17 protein-coding genes are annotated in these 17,908 nt (G+C 50.1%); 6 read left to right on the forward strand and 11 right to left on the reverse strand.

The window, feature by feature from the left end:
* Nucleotides 1-91 precede the first annotated feature (91 nt).
* Nucleotides 92-1,438 carry a trigger factor gene (gene tig / locus CRO74_RS06455; protein ID WP_097125159.1) on the forward strand — a complete coding sequence of 449 codons (1,347 nt, stop codon included), beginning with the start codon at nt 92-94 and terminating at the stop codon, nt 1,436-1,438.
* A 323-nt stretch (nt 1,439-1,761) separates the two neighbouring features.
* Here tig and CRO74_RS06460 read toward each other — a convergent pair whose 3' ends face one another.
* The 6 genes from CRO74_RS06460 to mltG all read right to left on the reverse strand — a co-directional run bounded on the left by CRO74_RS06460 (nt 1,762) and on the right by mltG (nt 7,342).
* Nucleotides 1,762-2,799, reverse strand: coding sequence for a hypothetical protein (locus CRO74_RS06460; RefSeq protein WP_097125160.1), 1,038 nt, complete (start codon nt 2,797-2,799; stop codon nt 1,762-1,764).
* A 103-nt stretch (nt 2,800-2,902) separates the two neighbouring features.
* Nucleotides 2,903-3,523, reverse strand: coding sequence for an L-threonylcarbamoyladenylate synthase (locus tag CRO74_RS06465; protein ID WP_097125161.1), 621 nt, complete (start codon nt 3,521-3,523; stop codon nt 2,903-2,905).
* Nucleotides 3,524-3,596: 73 nt separating this feature from the next.
* Nucleotides 3,597-4,592 (reverse strand): glycosyltransferase family 2 protein, encoded by a 996-nt coding sequence (locus tag CRO74_RS06470; RefSeq protein ID WP_097125162.1) that lies wholly within the window; start codon nt 4,590-4,592, stop codon nt 3,597-3,599.
* A gap of 301 nt (nt 4,593-4,893) precedes the next feature.
* Complete coding sequence (locus CRO74_RS06475) at nt 4,894-5,850, reverse strand: YihY/virulence factor BrkB family protein (RefSeq protein WP_097125163.1); 957 nt, start codon at nt 5,848-5,850, stop codon at nt 4,894-4,896.
* Between the two features lie 36 nt (nt 5,851-5,886).
* On the reverse strand, nt 5,887-6,300 hold the full coding sequence (locus CRO74_RS06480) for an acyl-CoA thioesterase (RefSeq protein ID WP_097125164.1): 414 nt from the start codon (nt 6,298-6,300) through the stop codon (nt 5,887-5,889).
* Nucleotides 6,301-6,304: 4 nt separating this feature from the next.
* A complete protein-coding gene (mltG, locus tag CRO74_RS06485; protein ID WP_097126039.1) occupies nt 6,305-7,342 on the reverse strand; it encodes an endolytic transglycosylase MltG in 1,038 nt (345 codons plus the stop codon).
* A gap of 152 nt (nt 7,343-7,494) precedes the next feature.
* On the opposite strand from mltG, the gene CRO74_RS06490 reads away from it, so the two are divergent.
* From CRO74_RS06490 to CRO74_RS06500, 3 genes are all read left to right on the forward strand, one after another.
* The gene (locus CRO74_RS06490; RefSeq protein WP_245877771.1) at nt 7,495-7,992 is read left to right on the forward strand and encodes a YybH family protein; all 498 of its coding nucleotides are present in this window, start codon (nt 7,495-7,497) and stop codon (nt 7,990-7,992) included.
* An 86-nt stretch (nt 7,993-8,078) separates the two neighbouring features.
* Complete coding sequence (locus CRO74_RS06495; RefSeq protein ID WP_097126041.1) at nt 8,079-9,338, forward strand: MFS transporter; 1,260 nt, start codon at nt 8,079-8,081, stop codon at nt 9,336-9,338.
* Nucleotides 9,338-9,733, forward strand: a complete 396-nt coding sequence (locus CRO74_RS06500) for a hypothetical protein (RefSeq protein WP_097125165.1) — start codon at nt 9,338-9,340, stop codon at nt 9,731-9,733. The genes CRO74_RS06495 and CRO74_RS06500 overlap by 1 nt, the downstream gene beginning before the upstream one ends.
* A gap of 118 nt (nt 9,734-9,851) precedes the next feature.
* Here CRO74_RS06500 and hslU read toward each other — a convergent pair whose 3' ends face one another.
* Nucleotides 9,852-11,237: an ATP-dependent protease ATPase subunit HslU gene (gene hslU / locus CRO74_RS06505; protein ID WP_097125166.1), complete on the reverse strand. Its 1,386-nt coding sequence runs from the start codon at nt 11,235-11,237 to the stop codon at nt 9,852-9,854.
* A gap of 477 nt (nt 11,238-11,714) precedes the next feature.
* Between hslU and CRO74_RS06510 the strand changes: the two genes are divergently transcribed.
* Nucleotides 11,715-12,980: a cation:proton antiporter gene (locus CRO74_RS06510; RefSeq protein WP_097125167.1), complete on the forward strand. Its 1,266-nt coding sequence runs from the start codon at nt 11,715-11,717 to the stop codon at nt 12,978-12,980.
* A 119-nt stretch (nt 12,981-13,099) separates the two neighbouring features.
* Nucleotides 13,100-14,548: an NADP-dependent phosphogluconate dehydrogenase gene (gene gndA / locus CRO74_RS06515; RefSeq protein WP_097125168.1), complete on the forward strand. Its 1,449-nt coding sequence runs from the start codon at nt 13,100-13,102 to the stop codon at nt 14,546-14,548.
* Between the two features lie 13 nt (nt 14,549-14,561).
* On the opposite strand, the gene CRO74_RS06520 is transcribed toward gndA, so the two are convergent.
* The 4 genes from CRO74_RS06520 to CRO74_RS06535 all read right to left on the reverse strand — a co-directional run bounded on the left by CRO74_RS06520 (nt 14,562) and on the right by CRO74_RS06535 (nt 17,873).
* Nucleotides 14,562-15,077, reverse strand: a complete 516-nt coding sequence (locus tag CRO74_RS06520) for a hypothetical protein (protein ID WP_097125169.1) — start codon at nt 15,075-15,077, stop codon at nt 14,562-14,564.
* A 242-nt stretch (nt 15,078-15,319) separates the two neighbouring features.
* Entirely contained in the window at nt 15,320-16,384 is a 1,065-nt protein-coding gene (porQ, locus tag CRO74_RS06525; protein ID WP_097125170.1) for a type IX secretion system protein PorQ, read from the reverse strand.
* A gap of 55 nt (nt 16,385-16,439) precedes the next feature.
* Nucleotides 16,440-17,147, reverse strand: coding sequence for a hypothetical protein (locus CRO74_RS06530; RefSeq protein WP_097125171.1), 708 nt, complete (start codon nt 17,145-17,147; stop codon nt 16,440-16,442).
* A 12-nt stretch (nt 17,148-17,159) separates the two neighbouring features.
* A complete protein-coding gene (locus CRO74_RS06535; protein ID WP_097125172.1) occupies nt 17,160-17,873 on the reverse strand; it encodes a hypothetical protein in 714 nt (237 codons plus the stop codon).
* Nucleotides 17,874-17,908 lie beyond the last annotated feature (35 nt).

Below are 17,908 nucleotides of genomic sequence, written 5' to 3' on the forward strand. Positions count from 1 at the left end.
ATGAGTGAATGAGTGAATTGAATTTTGTCGTATTGACTAACATTCGCTCAATCTCTCATTCGCTCATTCACCATTTTAAACCGATACAAACGTGGATATTACCTTAGAAAAAGCCAGCGATACCAATGCCTCGCTGAAAATAACGCTGACACCGGCCGATTATAAGCCTGAAGTAGATAAGAAGCTGAAAGATTACGGCCGTAAGGTTCAACTGAAAGGGTTCCGCCCTGGTCATGTACCAGCTTCACTCGTGCAGAAAATGTACGGTAAAAGCATTCTGGTTGACGAAATCAACTCGATGCTCAGCAAAACGGTTAGTCAGTATATCCGCGAAAATAAACTCCAGGTTGTTGGTGACCCCGTCCCTGATCGGGAGAAAGCCGATGCGATCGACTGGGATAACCAATCTGATTTTGCCTTCAGCTATACCTTAGGTCTGGCGTCTGAATTCGATATTGATTTCAGCGACCTGCCAAGTGTTACCCAGTACGAAATTCAGGCTGGCGAAACCGAAATCAACTCAACCATTGCTGATCTGCAACAGCGCTTTCACAACCACGCCCACGGCGAAGAAGTGAACGACGGCGATACCATATACGGCGAACTGAAGCAGGTTGATGGCCCATTTTCGGCAAAAACTGCTTTCCCAACCAACCAGATGGCCGAAGACGCCAAAGGTCAGTTTGTTGGTAAGAAAAAAGGTGATGTTGTAACGTTCGTACTGGAGCAGGCTTTCCCCGACGAGAAAGCACGGGCCAACGCAACGGGCGTGAAGAAAGAAGAAGCCGCCGACCTGACGGGTGAGTTTACCTTTGAGGTTGACGACATTACCCGCCATGAGCCCGCTGAACTGAATCAGGAGTTCTTCGATAAAGTTTTGGGTGTTGGCACTGTTTCTGACGAAGAGCAGTTCCGGACCAAAGTAGCCGAAATCATTAAAGGGAATTACGGCCGGGAGTCGGCTCAGTTGCTTCGGTTGGACATCGAGAAAACGCTGATCGACAACACGCCGATCCTGCTGCCTGATGAGTTCCTGAAGAACTGGCTGCTGGAGGTAAACGAAGGTAAGTTTACCCCCGAGCAGATTGATGAGCAGTACGATGAGTTTACAAAGTCGGTTAAGCTACAGCTTATCAAAAATAAAATTGCCGAGAAAGCCGACATTAACGTTGAGTTCGACGAAGTACTCGCCGTAACGCGTCTGATGGTTCAGGAGCAGTTTGGTTTCATGGGTGGCGAAGATGAGGAGATGAACAAAACCATCGACCGCATTGCCCGCAATTACCTGATGGATGAGAAAAACAATGGTCAGAACTACACCAATACGTTCAACCGGGTGTATGACGACAAAGTAATCGAATATACAAAAACACAAATAACGGTCGTCTCACAGGAGATCACCGTCGACGAATTCAAAGCCCTGGTTGAGAATCGTTAAGTAAGTGTATGTTTAGTTTTTTAGACGGCCCGGTCATTGATCGGGCCGTCTTGTTTTAACGTGAATAATGGCCGCGTAGCGGCTTGATGTTTGTAGTAAAAGTGGCCCTCTGCTTCAATGGGCGTGCCGTAGGTACGCGACTCCTACCGATTGTTGCGTACCTACGGTACGCCCGGTGAAGCAGAGGACCACTTTTACTACAAACATTCCGTACCTAAGGCACTTAAATTGCTGATAGTCAAAGGATATGGTCCGTTATTCACGTTAAACAGAGAAGGAGGCCCGCTGGGCCTCCTTCTACTGTGCTCTTATAAGACAATGCGCTACTGATACTGAATGTACATAGGCTTGGGCGTTAACGCGAGTACTTCGGCGGGCGTCATGATGCGGGAGCCGGGTTTGCGGAAGTCATTATCGTAAAATAGCTTGAAACCGGTGTATTGCACGGGTTCTTTCTGAATGTAGGCCAGATAAGAGTCCTTCTTGAGTACCGGTGGACCCCAGCCATCCATGTCCATCACAATCTGGACATTTGGATCAAGCTTGATATTTTTATAGTTTTTAATCATCCCCTGCGTGAAGCGGTGTACCACCAGAATTTTAGGGGGAAGGTTATTTTCCTTTACGATCTTGCTCAAAAATTTGACCGCCTGGTTAACGTCTGCCGCATCGTACGACCCAATTTTCGTTCCTGGTTTTGCGCCTGTCACCATCGAAAACTCGGGGTCGATGCCCAAATGGACAAATGGAAGTTTCAGGTATTTGGTCATGTATTCCATTTCGGGGCCGAGGGGTGCGTGACCCCGCTGAATGTCCAGGAAAACGACCGCTTTATGATCATTACCCCATTTAAGTACTTTCTTGATCGTTTTATCGGACATGCGCATTCGGTAGCCACCATCTTTACCAGGTGCGCCCTGGGCCGATGTAGCGACTAAATGAAGAGCAGGTAAAATCGGCGTTTCGGGGTCAGCTTTCTGCCAGTTTTTGATTTCCTCATCCAGCCGTTTCAGCATTTCATCTTTCGGGTATTTTCCCAAGACACCCATTTTTTTGGAGTGCGGATTACCATAGTACGCGAAGATGCGGTATTTGGGAAGCAACGCACCGGCAGGAGGGGCGAAGGTAAGCGAATCGAGGGTAGAGTCGCCGGTAGAAACGGCCCCGGACGGACGCGATGCCGCAACTGGCCGGGCCGCCGGTGCTTCAGAGGAATCGGTTGGTGTAGTTTTGGCCGGACTCTTGGCGGATGCTTCCTGGGCAATGTTACCTGTCTTTGACGATTCGTCCTTTGATTGTGTTGAGCAGCTGGTAAGTTGACATAAAGTCAATACTGAAAGCGCAGCTAAAGAAAAGCGCATACTTTATACGATAAATAAGATGTGATTCACAAAAAAAGGGTTACATCCCTAAGAGGAGGAATGCTAACCCTACGGTGCAAGTATAGAGTCTTATTGTAACTTTTCAAAGCATTAATTCACCTAGTCCCTGCCGAATGATGGAAAAGTTATCGTCTGTCGCATCTACAATTGTTGAGGCAACGTTGCCGCCATAGCCACCGTCAATGACCATATCGACCTGATTTTGAAATTTCTCGAAAATTAATTCCGGGTCGGTCGAGTATTCGATAATTTCGTCTTCGTCCCGAATAGAGGTGGTAATAATCGGGTTACCCAACTCATGGACAATCTGGCGGGGAATATCATTATCCGGCACCCGGATACCAACCGTTTTCTTATTGGAGTTCAGGATTTTGGGGACGCTGCCGGTTGCTTCGAGAATAAACGTAAAAGGGCCGGGCAGTACTTTCTTCATCAGTTTGAAGGCCTGATTACTCAAACGGGCATAATCGGCAATGTGGCTCAGGTCGTAGCAGATAAAGGAAAAGTCGTTCTTGGCGGGCTTAATTCCTTTAATGCGTGCCACCCGCTCAACGGCCCGCGTATTATGAATATCACAGCCCATCCCGTAGATGGTATCAGTGGGGTAAATGATAACAGCTCCATCGCGCAGAGCCTTTACAATATGCTCTATACGGCGTGGATCAGGATTTTTTGGGTAAAGCTTAATGAATTCGGCAGACATGGTAAGGCGTAATTTATCGTTGACTGTATTTCTCCGCAGTCAGGAAAACCATACTACCTTAACTATAAACGGGTTAATCCAGTTTCGCCGAATGAAGTACCGGACTCCATTTAAGGTAATGCCGGTATAATTTATTGACAGGCAAGTGAAGTTTGCTCAATGCTAAAATTAGGTTACTTTGCCAGTCGGGTTGTTCAATGTGTTGTAACAGGTCGCCAAACTGAAGCGCTAAATCGAATTGTTCCACATAAAAAGCCTTTCGGATAAATCGCCTGATGCGGCTGGCCAGTGCCTGAAATTCGTCGGGGGTAACGCACCGCTCGAACGCTTTATGGCAAACGGCCAGTGTTGAGCGCAGCAGGGACGTATCCGTACTGATGATCTGGGCTGAGAAGGAACTGGGTAAAAGGCGCTTCTGGGTCAGTACTTCGTCCAGGTAGGCGTAATGATACAACCGGGCCGAACGTACCCAGAAATCGAAATCTTCGTAAGCCAGGGTTTCATCGTAGCCACCCAGTTCATTCAGCACATCCCGACGCATCATCATGGTTGGCGTACAGATAAAATAGGATTCCAGAATCGGCCTGAACACATTGCCGGTTGGTACCGGAGAACAGGCATGACCCTGAGCATCTACGGCATAATGTAGCGCCAGTTCATGGCCACTGCGGTCAATGTAAGTAGCATTGGAGAACACGACGGCATAAGGACCAGCCAGGTTTTCGAACTGGGCAACCTGTTTCGACAGGCGACCGGGAAGCAATACATCATCGGCCGATAGGTCGATTACATATCGGCCTTCGGCTAATGCCAATCCCTGATTAAACGCCCGGTTGAGGCCAAGGTTGACCGGGTTCTGAATGAATTGAATGGCTGGATACTGTTGGGTAAACTCCGCAATACGCTCGGCCGACCGATCAAAACTACCATTGTCGATGACAATCAGTTCGACGTTCGGGTAGTCCTGATCAACAACCGATTGCAGCGCCTGATTTACGAAGGAGTGGTGATTATAGCAGGTACAAATAACACTCACCCAGGGCTTGATCTGGTTGAGAAATGGGCTCATTGGTAGGGGAGTGGATTGCCCGGTAACGGAAACCATAAAACGGAAAGCTGGTGCTTTGTGACGTACTGACTAGCCTTGTTTTTAAGGCCGGTTGTTTACCAGTGCAAAGTAAAGTCTACTTGTGACCGACTTCGTAAATGTTTTTAGTTAACGGGTAAAAAGAAACGGCACGAAGTATAGAGCTTAAATATTGGCACGTTTTTGGCCTGTTGTCAACTAAGCAAGTTTGGTATTAGTTGACTGGAGCGCTAGTCCAATATTGTACAATAACATTTATGGGTTAGGTTTCACAAACGTCATCTCAAATTTCAGGGGTGGCGTTTGTCGTTTTAGCGGCTACATCGGGGCTTTGGTCGCCTTCAAGATCATAGAGGGCTACATTCATTTCAAAGCCCAGAATCAGTAACAGCGAAATTAAGTTTATCCAGATCATTAAGGCTATCAGGGTGCCGATGGAGCCGTACACTTTGTTATAGGAGCCAAAATTGGAGACATAATAAGAGAAGCCCAGGGTGGTAAGCACAATCAAAAGTGAAGACGTAACGGCACCGGGCGTAATAAAAACCCACTTCATCCGCACATCCGGACCATATCTATAAATAACGGAAACCGTCCCGACGAACACGGCGAACACAACAAGATACCGCGTAATGGCCAGTAAATTGATGAAAAGTGCATTGTTGAGCAACCCAAAATGGAGTAAATAGTCGCTGATAATGCCGCCAATGATTAGTACTACGACGGCTAAAATTAAAGCAAACGCTAGGGTAAACGTCAGGCCAATAGCCACCAGTCTGACTTTGAAAAAGCCTCGCCTTTCGTCTGAATGATACGAAGAGTTAAATGCCTGCATGAGCGCTACCAGCCCACTCGTGGCCGAGTACAGGGCCAGTAGAAAGCCGAAGGAAAGCACCCCACTACGCGGGCGGCTTACAATGTCGCGGATGGTTGTATCAACGCTATTGAACGTGTTGCCGGGCAATACTTCCCGGAAAAAACCCATAATCTGCTCCTCCAGATCTGGGATGAACGTAATGAACGGGATAAGCGTAAAGAAAAAGATAACCGTTGGAAAAACTGCCAGAATCAGACTATAGGATACAGAAGCTGCCCGCTCACTGGTGTTGTTATCCGTAATCTGAGCCCACATTTTGGTCAGGAAAAAGTACCAGGTAATTCTGGAGTTGAAAGGGTAATGTTCATTCAGCCAGGTGCGGATGTTTCTCGACGGCTTACTATTCACTAACTTATCGAACATAGGCTCTAGTGTGCAGTCATTACTTACAGGTTGAACCTACTGCTCAAAAAAAGGTTTGGCTGCTTCTACTAATTCTGCCGGGGCCGAACACGGTCGGCCGGTTTCGGTACGAACAAAAACGAGGGTGGTCTGGCCCGTATTCAACAACTGGCCATCCTGGTTAAAAATTTCGTATGCAAACATCAACCGGGTTTTAGGCATCTGCGGAATCGTAACCCGGATGGTAAGCAGGTCGTCGTATTTAGCTGGCCTGATAAATCGGGAGTTCAGGTCATAGACGGGCATCGAAATGCCACTCGCTTCAATCTCTTTGTAGCTTAATCCCAGATTACGCAGGGCTTCGACCCGGCCTATTTCATAAAAACGGGCATAGTTACCGTAGTAAACAATGCCCATTTGGTCTGTATCATAGTAACGAACCCGGATGTCTGTAACGTCGTAAGTAATCATTGTACTATTTCATGATCTGCATTCGTGTAAGGGCCTGCTGGTACAGGCGGGCGTTGGCCAGGTGTTCGGCCAGTGTCTTGGAGAAGGTGTGATACCCGTTGAAACTGGCGTTCACGACAAAATATAGGTAATCATGCTGCTCGGCATTCAGCACGGCATCGATTGTCCCAGGAGCCGGTAGGTTGATCGGCCCTGGAGGCAAACCGGCATACCGATACGTGTTGTAAGGCGAATCGACAGTTAGTTGCTTGTTTAACAACCGTCGAATGGTAAAATCACGCAGGGCAAAAATAACCGTTGGGTCCGCTTCGAGCTTGATGCCGCGCTTCAGTCGGTTGAGGTACACACCCGCTACCCGGGGCTGCTCGTCGCGTTTGTTGGTTTCGGCGGCTACGATGGAGGCCAGGATCTGAGTTTGGGTTTGGCTAAGTCCCAACTCTTTCGCTTTGGCCTGCCGCTCGGGGTTCCAAAATTTTTTGTATTCGGTACCCATCCGTTCCAGAAGGGCTTCGGGCTTGATTGTCCAGAAAAATTCGTAGGTGTTTGGTAAAAACAGGCAAACGATGGTGGTGGTGTCGAAGCCAAATTTCTGGCAGGTGGCCGGGTCGTTGAGCAGTTTGCCCAGTGCGTCGGGGCCAAACTCGAACTTGCTGCCCAGCCGCTGAATCAGGTCGCTTTTCTGACGCATGCTGTTGAACGTTACCGGCATTGCATCCTGGCTACCGCTACGCAGTTTGACGAGGGCCTCGCGGTTACCCATGCGCGGTTTGATCTCGTAGCGACCCTCTTTGACGCGCTCGGGGTAGCTCATCATTTTGGCCAGGAACCGGAACGACGTTTCGTCGTTGATGACTTTATGCGTCTTGAGCGTGTCCATGACCGACTCAAATGTAGCGCCCTTTGGAATAAGCAGCGCAAAGGTTTTATCATTATCCTGAACCAGCAGGTTCGGGCTTCTGAATACCTGCCAGAAGTAAAACGTAAAAGTTGTTAAAAGGATGGATACGGTGAGGAATAGACCGATTTGCAAATTACGAGACATAACGAAAATATAATTGATGAATAAAAACACTGGAATGCCGGTGATTAACCTAACTATCGGTTGTCACCTATTGCCTGTAGTTATTTATTCATTTTGCTTTATTCAGTTTAGATTGCGCAAATTTACGCCAAATCTGAATTAAGCTACTACCCATGACTCGTGCATTCCTTCTTTTCCTTTCTATTGTTCTGGTTGCTTCCTGTCAGACCCGCGTCGATAGTCCCCGCAGCATGAATCCGGCGGCTGCCACCCGGCAAAAAGCCATTGACGAAATCCGGGAAGCCGACTATAATTTTAGTGTGCTTTCCGAAAAGCAGGGACTTGCCAAAGCCTTTACAACCTATGCGGCCGACGACGCCATTAAATTAAATGATGGAGCCGCTCCTACCGTCGGGTTCGATTCCATACGGGTGCAGATGAGCCGAATGCCCGCTAATGGTTCTGTACTGACCTGGCAGGTGCTTAAAGCCGATGCGGCACAGTCGGGAGAACTGGGCTATACATTTGGCCAGTGGATGCTGACCAGTAAAGACAATGCCGGTAAGCGAAAAACACAGTTCGGGGTTTACGTAACCGTCTGGAAACGCCAGCGAAACGGGCAGTGGCGGTTTGTACTGGACGGGGGAAACTCTACGCCGGAACCTAAATAATGCCCAACAGACCCGTAAGGTTTGACAAAACCTTACGGGTCTCTCAAAAATGAATTGTAAATTTGGGCGAACAAAATCAGGTTATTTTGGTCGTTTCCTCTCTTTTCAGGCGTCGTGCTGCACACGGGCCTTCCCTCTACACATTTTCGTTCTGGTTACTCTGCGTAAGTAACTTTCTGTTCTCTGCCAGTTTTCAGATGATGATTCCCGAACTGCCCGGTTATCTCACAAAGCTGGGCGGACAGGAATACATCGGCTGGATTATCGCCTTATTCACTCTTACGGCTGGGGTCTCCCGACCGTTCAGCGGCAAAATAACGGACACCGTTGGCCGGGTGCCGGTGATGGCGTTCGGGTCGCTGGTTTGTTTTCTGTGTGGCTTCCTGTACCCCTATCTGCTCACAGTGGGTGGTTTTCTAACACTCCGGCTCATTCACGGCTTCTCAACGGGCACTAAACCCACGGCCACTTCGGCTTATGTAGCGGATATTGTACCGGCTACGCGTCGGGGCGAGGCTATGGGAACACTGGGGTTGTTTACGGCGATGGGCATGTCATTAGGACCCGCCATTGGTAGCTGGCTGGCCAATGATTACTCCATGAACGTCATGTTCTGGACTTCTTCAGCCTTTGCCCTGCTATCGATTGGTATTTTGCTGCAAATGACGGAAACGCTGCCCACGCCACAGCCGTTTCGATTTCGGCTGTTACGGTTGAAAAAAGATGAAATCTTCGATAAAAATGCCCTGCCGCCTTTCCTCGTTTTGTTGCTTCAGTCGTTCTCGTCGGGCGTTATCCTGACGGTTATTTCCGGCCTGAGCACATCGCTGGGCATTGCCAATAAGGGGTTGTTCTTTACGGTTTATACGGTGGCTTCGCTGGTTGTCCGACTGGTATTCAGCAAATCGTCGGATCGGTATGGCCGGTTGCCGGTTCTGTTTATTTCGACGGTTGTACTGGCCGTCTCAATGGTGTTGTTGATCATCACCCAATCGCCGTTTATGTTTTGGGTGTCGGCCGTTTTCTACGGTATGTCGTGGGGGATGAACTCCCCGACGGTAACGGCCTGGACGGCCGATCTGAGTGATGAAAAAACGCGGGGCCGAGCAATGGCGACCATGTACATCGCCCTAGAAGCCGGAATTGGACTCGGGGCCGTGGCTGCGGGCTGGTTATTGAACCACATGAGCGGAGAAGCCGGTATCGATGCGTCGTTTGCGGTATCGGGTGTGCTCGCGCTGGTGGCTGTTACGTATTTGGGCTGGCTTTGGCATCAGCACCGGAAAACCCGCCACCGTCGAATGAATGATGCCGATGAAGTCGCTTTATTGGACGGTGAGCCCTGATGGAAGACATTGAACCCCGCATCCGTCCGCTGGTCGAAGCCCTGAACGAAACGGGTCTTGTTCGCACCTTTTCAAGCTGCGAAGGGCATTTTGGCCCCAAAGAACAGACGCTGGTGGACCGAAATCATGCCGAAGTTCGGTTTGTGCCCGCCGAAGGTGTTACTCAAGCGGCTGTTGTAAAATTAGTGGGGTCGATCCTGACCCGGTTCAAGTCCCGGCATGGTCTTATTCCCGTAAATGTAACGGCGTTCAAACTTTTCACCCCAATTGATGAAGAAACCGTTGAGCAAACGTTTGTCCTCGTGTTGCGCCCATTCAACCGGTTCGATTCGCCTGATCGAAAGCGGGCTGATGTGGACCGGGCTATTGAACAGGTTATTCAACTTATACTTTAATGCTGAGCGTCGAACCGTCGATGCGTCGAACCGTCGATGCGTCGAACCGTCCCGGTCGACTATGAAGTGACGATATCATTTCAGCCGACCGGGACGGTCGCCGGGCTGACGCTCGGTATTACAAAATGAACTGGCTCAAATCGCGGTTTTTGACCAGGCCGTTCAGCTTTTCTTCAACCAGCTCTTTGGTCACCACGACATGGGCGTTGGCACCAATTACGTCGGGAATATCGAACATGAAGTCGTTCATCAGGTGGCTCAGAACGGTTTGCAACCGGCGGGCACCAATATTTTCGACTTCCCCGTTTACTTCGAAGGCGATCCGGGCAATTTCGCGCAGGGCATCATCCTGGAAAGTCAGGCTAACCTCCTCGGCTTGTAGCATGGCTACATATTGCTTGGTCAGGGCGTTTTTAGGCTCTTTCAGAATCTGGTAAAAATCATCTTCCGACAGGCTCTGCAACTCCACCCGAATCGGGAAACGGCCCTGCAACTCCGGAATCAGATCGCTGGGTTTGGCTACGTGGAAAGCCCCGGCGGCTACGAACAGGATGTGGTCGGTATGAATAACGCCGTACTTGGTATTGACGGCGCTGCCTTCTACAATGGGCAGCAGATCGCGCTGAACGCCTTCCCGACTAACATCCGGGCCGCCACCGCCATTACCCGAACGGGCCGAGGCCACCTTGTCGATTTCGTCGATGAAAATAATCCCCGCATCTTCGGCTTTTCGGATGGCTTCTTCCTTTACTTCGTCCATGTCGATGAGCTTCGCGGCTTCTTCTTCCAGCAGGATTTTGCGGGCTTCGGCAATGCTTACTTTTCGTTTTTTGCCTTTTTTAGGCATCATACCGCCAATCATTTCCTGAATGTTCATCATCGACATATCGTCAATAGCGCCACCCATAATACCGATATTGGGCGTTTGGTTTTGCTGCACGTCGATGTCGATTTTGCGATCGTCCATCTCGCCGGAGCGGATTTTCTCGCGGAACCGTTCGCGGGTGCGTTCGTTCAGTTCGGCGTCGGCATCCTTCTTCTCGTTTTCGAAGCCCATCTGGCCGTTAGTGGGCTTGACGGGTGGAATCAGAATATCCAGAATGGCATCTTCAACCATCTGCTGGGCTTTCACCTGAACAGCTTCTTTTTTCGCGGCCCGCACCATGTTGACGGCCTGCTCGACCAGGTCACGCACCATGCTTTCCACATCGCGGCCTACGTAGCCCACTTCGGTAAACTTGGAAGCTTCGACTTTTATAAAGGGTGCATCGGCGATTTTGGCCAGTCGACGGGCAATTTCGGTTTTCCCGACGCCCGTGGCACCAATCATCAGAATATTGTTAGGCGTTATTTCGCGCTGCATATCGGCAGCGCTGTTCATACGACGCCAGCGGTTTCGAAGGGCAATGGCTACGTTGCGTTTTGCATCGTGCTGGCCGATAATGTACTGGTCCAGTTCGGCAACAATTTGCCGGGGGGTTAGGTCTTTAAGTAATTGGGTCATTGAAAAAAAAGAGCAAGTTGAGGGCTCCTCAGGTAAGAAACGCAGGAAATCAGAAAATGGCTCAATGGGCAGGGTATTTTTGGTACTGGTAACTACTAATGCCTGCGGCTGAACTGACATTCATTCTGAAAATTAGGCTAATTTAAGGTATTATACCAGAAGGCTAATTTGTGAATTGGAGCGTATACAGGCTTACTGATGCGACAATACCGGGTAGCAAATCGATCATTCTTAGAAATAACTTAGAAATACCTGCCTCACCAATCAGTATAACCGACAGCGAGTTGTAAAAAGAGGAGCAGAATGATTCATCGTGAAAAACGACCCGGAATTATATAGGAAACACACAACGTATTTATCCGGTTACTATTTGGTCTGCCTTTAGTCCACTCGATCCGTAACACCATTACCGGTATTAACCTCAACAATGCAATTTCCAGCCGTTTTGGGTGGAAAAAACCGATCTCCTGCTTACCAATGAATATATTTGACACGGCTACATTACTGATTACTCTGACGGCTACCTTCGCATATCTGAACGTGCGCTTCCTGCGACTACCCGACACAATTGGTCTAATGATTGTGTCGATGCTGTTTTCATTGGGTATCATTATTGGGCACATCGTCAGCCCGCAGCGTTTCGATGGCATCTGGGAACTGGTCAGTCAGCTCGATTATAAAACGCTGGTGCTCGACGTGATGCTGAGTTTTCTACTCTTTGCCGGGGCGCTCCACACCGACACTCAGAAACTCAAATCGGCCTGGGCAAGCATTACTCTGTTTGCCCTGCTGGGCGTAGCTATTTCAACGGTACTGGTGGCGGGGTTGCTCTATGGCTCCCTCCACCTGATTGGCTTGCCCATTGGTTTCCTTTACTGCCTGCTGTTCGGGGCACTTATTTCGCCCACCGACCCCATTGCCGTGCTGGGTATTTTAGCCAAAGCAAACGTGCCGAAGGCCACTGAAATTAAAATTGTTGGTGAGTCGCTGTTCAACGACGGCGTGGGCGTAGTCATCTTCCTGACGCTGCTGGAGGTGGTTCGGCTGGGTACGGATTCCATCACCGTGGGGTCGGTGAGCTGGCTCTTTGTCAAAGAAGCGGGGGGCGGGCTGCTGTTGGGCTTACTGGCAGGGTATGGGTTGTACTGGGTGCTGCGCAGCATCGATCACTACCAGACAGAAATCATCATTACGCTCACGGCTGTCATGGGCGGCTACTGGCTGGCCAGTTGGCTACACATGTCGGGGCCACTGGCCGTCGTGGTGGCGGGGTTGTTCATCAGCGACCAAACGCGCAGCACCGCCATGAGCGCGGTCACGCAGGAATACGTCGAAAAATTCTGGGAAACCATCGACATCCTGCTCAATGCCCTGCTGTTTGTGCTGATTGGCTCCCGCCTGGTATCACTTTCGTTCGAGTGGGCCTATGTCCCGGCCGGGCTGATAGGCATTGTGATTATGCTGGTGTCCCGCTACGTAGCCATCCGTCTGCCGCTGATGCTGGCCCGGCGCTGGATACCATCAGATAAAGAGGACCCCCTGATCCTGACCTGGGGTGGATTACGGGGCGGAATTTCCATTGCCCTGGCCCTGTCGATTCCCGAAACAGTGGCCGAAAAGGATTTATTGGTGTTTATCACGTACACCTGCGTCTTTTTCTCCATTGTCGTGCAGGGATTGACGCTGGAACGATTTGCCCGGAGGCTCTACGGGACTAAAACAGACGGCGTCGAAAATGTCTAACTTTGCCCACGAGCCACCACAAACAAGCGTCCTTCCCACTCATGGACTGGACTGATGACCGTGTAGCCGTCGAGTCAATAAATTAAATTAATTACGTATAAACTGTCTTTTCTCCGACTATGAACACCGATTCTCCCGCTGATCAATTCACATTTGGCATGATCGGCCTTGGCACAATGGGTCGCAACCTCTTACTCAATATGGCCGACCACGGATTTGCCGTGGCTGGTTACGATCAAAATCCGGCCCAGTCGGTGTTGCTGGAAAAAGAAGGGGTTGGCAATAAGGTCAAAGGCTTCACCCAGATTGAGCCATTTGTGGCCAGCCTCAAAAGTCCCCGGGTTATTATGATGCTGGTACCGGCTGGCAGGATTGTGGATAGCGTAATCGCCGAACTCGTACCCCTGCTCGACAAAGGCGATATTATCATTGACGGCGGTAACTCCCATTTCACCGATACGACCCGCCGGGATGCAGAACTGGAGGCAATGGGTCTTCACTTCTTCGGGATGGGTATTTCCGGTGGAGAGGAAGGCGCACGCCGTGGGCCGAGTATGATGCCAGGGGGCGACAAAACAGCCTATCAGTATGTGAAGCCGGTTCTGGATGCGGTAGCGGCCAGAGTGAACGGTGATCCCTGCGTTACCTACATCGGGCCCGGTGCGGCCGGGCATTTTGTTAAAATGGTTCATAATGGAATCGAGTACGCTGTTATGCAGCTCATCGCCGAGACCTACGAAGTGCTGCGTAAGGGGTTGAAGATGGATAATGAGGCCATCGGTGCTGTTTTTGCCGACTGGAACGCGGGCCGACTTCAATCGTTCCTGCTGGAAGTAACGAGGGATATTTTCGCATTCCGTGAGCCGGGTACCGATCACCTCCTGCTGGACATGATCAAGGACGAAGCCCGCTCTAAAGGCACCGGGAAATGGACCTCACAGATTGCCATGGACATGGTTACGCCCATTCCGGCCATTGACAGTTCGGTGGCCATGCGCGACCTCTCCAAATACAAGTCACTACGGGTTGAAGCCGCCAGTATTTACGGGGATGACATCCAGCCGTTAGCCGTCGATCGGGATGCATTCCTGAAGAGTCTGGAACAGGCTTTCTTCTTTTCCATGATTACGACCTACGCTCAGGGTATGCACCTGCTCTCGTCGGCTTCGGTCCAGAATACGTACGATCTGAATCTGGGTGAGATTACCAAAATCTGGCGCGGGGGCTGTATCATCCGGGCCGCGTTCCTCGAAACGATGTTGCAGGCATACACGGCCAATCCTTCACTGGAACACCTGCTGGTGGCACCTAACGTCACTGATCTTATCAGGGAAACGCAACCGGGAATTCGTACGGTCGTCTCGTCGGCCATATCGGCGGGTATCGCCTTACCAACCTATGCCGCCACGCTAAGTTATTTCGACGCGTTCCGATCGGCGCGTATGCCCTCGAATCTGATTCAGGCTCAGCGCGATTACTTCGGTGCGCATACCTACGAACGGATTGACAAAGAAGGAGTTTTCCATACCGAATGGCAGGGCGAGGCATCGGTCAAGCCATTAGGATAAACGAATAGTTGCGTTACAAAGTCCCTGATACACTTACTGTCGTATCAGGGGCTTTTCTTTTTGAGTCGTCGTGTCCGGCTGATTGGTGATTCTTTCGTGTTCGGACAAGGCTTGTGTGTTTTAAACTAAAGGAAAACTTTTTTTGATGGACAAAATAGAAAAACATAGCTCCGGCGAAATAAGCTACTCCATCATACGCATCGCCAGTGGCATAATCTGAATAACCGGGTACGATCACTTCAAATAAAATGGTTACATAAATAGCTACGAACAGGACAAACGAGAAGGGATAACAATAAGCTTCATCGTGTACAATGGCAAAGCGTGTAACTGTTAAGGCTATATGACAAATAACGGGCACAAAACAGAAGTCAGTCAGCCAGTCATTAAGAAAAGGCAATGGATAATTCCACAGCCTGAATAAATGAATAGTAACCCAGGCCAACGCATAGCTGACAAAATACGCATCGAATAAGCGTCTGGCTACAACATTAACAGGATGGCCCCCACCGACAGAATTGTGGTACATGTGAATAAAACAGCAAAAGAGACTTTTTTAAACTGGCGTACCGATGGAGAGTCGGTAGACTTAATAGACATTACCGCGTCTCTGACGACCTTATATGTGCTCTGCTTTTCTTGTGCTTCGGGTTGCTTTTCCATGGCCTTTTGTAAAGTTCGACTTCTCTACATTACCTTCTTATAACAACCTGAACGCTGGAATGGGGGGCCACCCCCGATTAGAAGAATATTAGAATCGTAGCTATACGCTTACCGCATCAACCGGTCTAAATCAATTCGTATGGACAACTGACTCGTACCGGCCGTGGGAATAGACGTAAACCGGGCGTAAGTCAGCTGAAACGCCCGTGCCTGCACCGAGGCTCCGAACGAAATACCTGTTCCGGTAAACGCAGAGCCGCCAATACCGGTTGTTGTTACGTTGCCTTCTGCCCGTTTCTGATGATTGTAGCCAACCAGCAGATGCACGTTTCGGCTGAGGAACAATTCGGCCCCCACGCTCAGATGCCGGGCTATTTTTTCGGTAACGCTGGTCGTTTCCGAAATGGGATTACCGCTCAGATCGTAGCGGACGTTAAGGTTCGGGTCGTTATAACTAATATCGAAGCGTTGCAGATGATGGGCCGTAATAGTCAGCCGAATGGGCGCGTGGCGGGGCTTTAGTGTAACCCCCGCTTGTAAATCGAAAGGCAGATCGGCGTCGGTCGAACCGTAGTTTTTGATCAGATACCCGACATTTTTTGCCACCAGCCCAAACGTCAAATCCTGCTTTGGGTGCCGCCACACCCCACCAAGGTCGGCCAGTACGCCAAATGCGGAGTACATCTCGATGGATGAACCGACGGCTTTGATGGTAGCGCCGAGGGTAAAATTGCCTTCTGTTCGGGAGTGGGTCACGCTCAGCGCAAAGTCATTGGCCGAAAAGGTGCCGAGTGCGTTTCCTATGGGGTCGGTCATGTTAAACTGCCCGTAGCTGAGGTATTGCAGCCCAACCGCCCAGTTCGCGTGCCGGTCTGGGCTGGATTGTTTTATGGGCAAGCCGTACTGAATGGTGTAATATTTGGCCGCAGCCAAGTAAGGCATCAGGCTAATGGAGGCAAGGTTTGGTTTGACCGAATCGGCCAGGGCGGGGTTGTTGAGGTGATAAGCTCCGTCTGGACTAACGGCGGTAGCGACCTGACCGCCCAGGGCCGCCACGCGGGCATGCGTTGGCAGATCCAGAAACGAAAAGATACGCTGCCCACCGAGCGACTGGGCGAAAACGGCCGGTTGAGCCGCAATCAGAAAAAAGGTGATGTAAATGAAAAAACGCAAAGGAGCCAGCGTGATTGTACATGGCAAAGGTCAGAAAAAAAGGAGAATTCCGTGCTCATAAGCCAAACCCAATTTTCACGCCAGCCGTCAGGCTGGGTAAGATAGAATTCCCGGCCTGGAATCGGCTGGGAATTGGCCCACAGCCACAAATTGACGTGGACGAGTTCGTCTCGGTACTGCCATACCGAAAGCCAACGCCAACATAAAGATCGAGCAGGACGCGGCTTAAATGTTGGGGGGCATCAGAGGGTATAGCAATCTGGCGACCCCACTTGACGTGACTGCCCCAGACAAACCGGTTGATGATTTCCTGATTGTTAGGGAAGTTTGGGTCCGGGTCGTAGAGAACCACATTTTTTGTTGCGTTGATCTGCTTGGCAAATCCCTCGATTGCCAGATAATTACCCAGTGGAAATGAGCTTTTAATGCGGATGTTTTTTCGGTTGCTGGTGCGGTACCGACCCGTATAATGCCGCCACTCCGACCGAACCCGCCAGATGGACCAGTCGGTAAAGTTTTTCTTGTCATCGGATGTAATGGCCAGTCCTTTGTGACCAAAGCCAATTTCGCCCTGCACGGCATTCCGTTGACTGATGCGCACTTCCAGACCTACCTGTACGGTAGCATCGGGATCGAGGAGAAGCGAAAGAGGAGCCAGTTTCAGGATCATCCTCGGAGAGTAGTCATACCGAACAGTCGAGTCCTGAGCCGATGCGGATAACGCCAGCAGGAACAGGGGAATAAGGAGTAAACGTTGGCGCACCGAAAAAAGAAGTTATCGTTGAGATTTACCAAAGCTGTACGCAACCTTTACGCCCAGGGTTACGCTCGGAGAAAGACTATTTGTCGGCCGATATACGTCAAAAAACTGACCGCCAACCGGGTGTAGATAACGTATTCCTGAAACGGTTTCGGCAAAGACATGCTCGTGGCGAAGACCCAGACCGGCATAAACATCGTACAGGAATCGTGACGGGCTACGCGAATTGTTCTTTCGGCCGAATGCCTGTTGAATCCCCATTTTTAAATGCCCGCCAACGACACACTTATGAATCGGGAAGGCAACGGGTTCATCACGCCCGCCCTCGAACGTAGATATAAAGACCGATTTTAGCCCATTTACGGTCATAAAAAAACCTTCCAATGCCCAATATCTGCCCATTTTTGTTCCCGGCCGCCGGTAAAACCGGAATTCTGATCTCACCCGCCAGGCTTGCCGTTCATCGAGTTTTCCCTGTTTAAATAACGATAGCCTGTCGAGAGATAGCGGCCCATAACCTGCCTCCACCTGAACCGCCGTTCTGGAAGACAGGAAATACTCGAGTCCCGGTTGAATCATACTTTCCGTATCGAATAAGGTCAGCGGATTCCACTTGAGTAGCAAACGCCGGGGACGAAACGCCCTTTCCGTGTCCTGAGCGATCGAATTGACGGAGAATGTCAGCAGGAGAAACAGGAGACGTAACGTCATAAATGATTTAGCTTTCATTCGTGAATTGAGGATACAATTCGACTTGGAACGGT

The organism is Spirosoma fluviale (assembly GCF_900230225.1).
Taxonomy (GTDB): Bacteria; Bacteroidota; Bacteroidia; order Cytophagales; family Spirosomataceae; genus Spirosoma; species Spirosoma fluviale.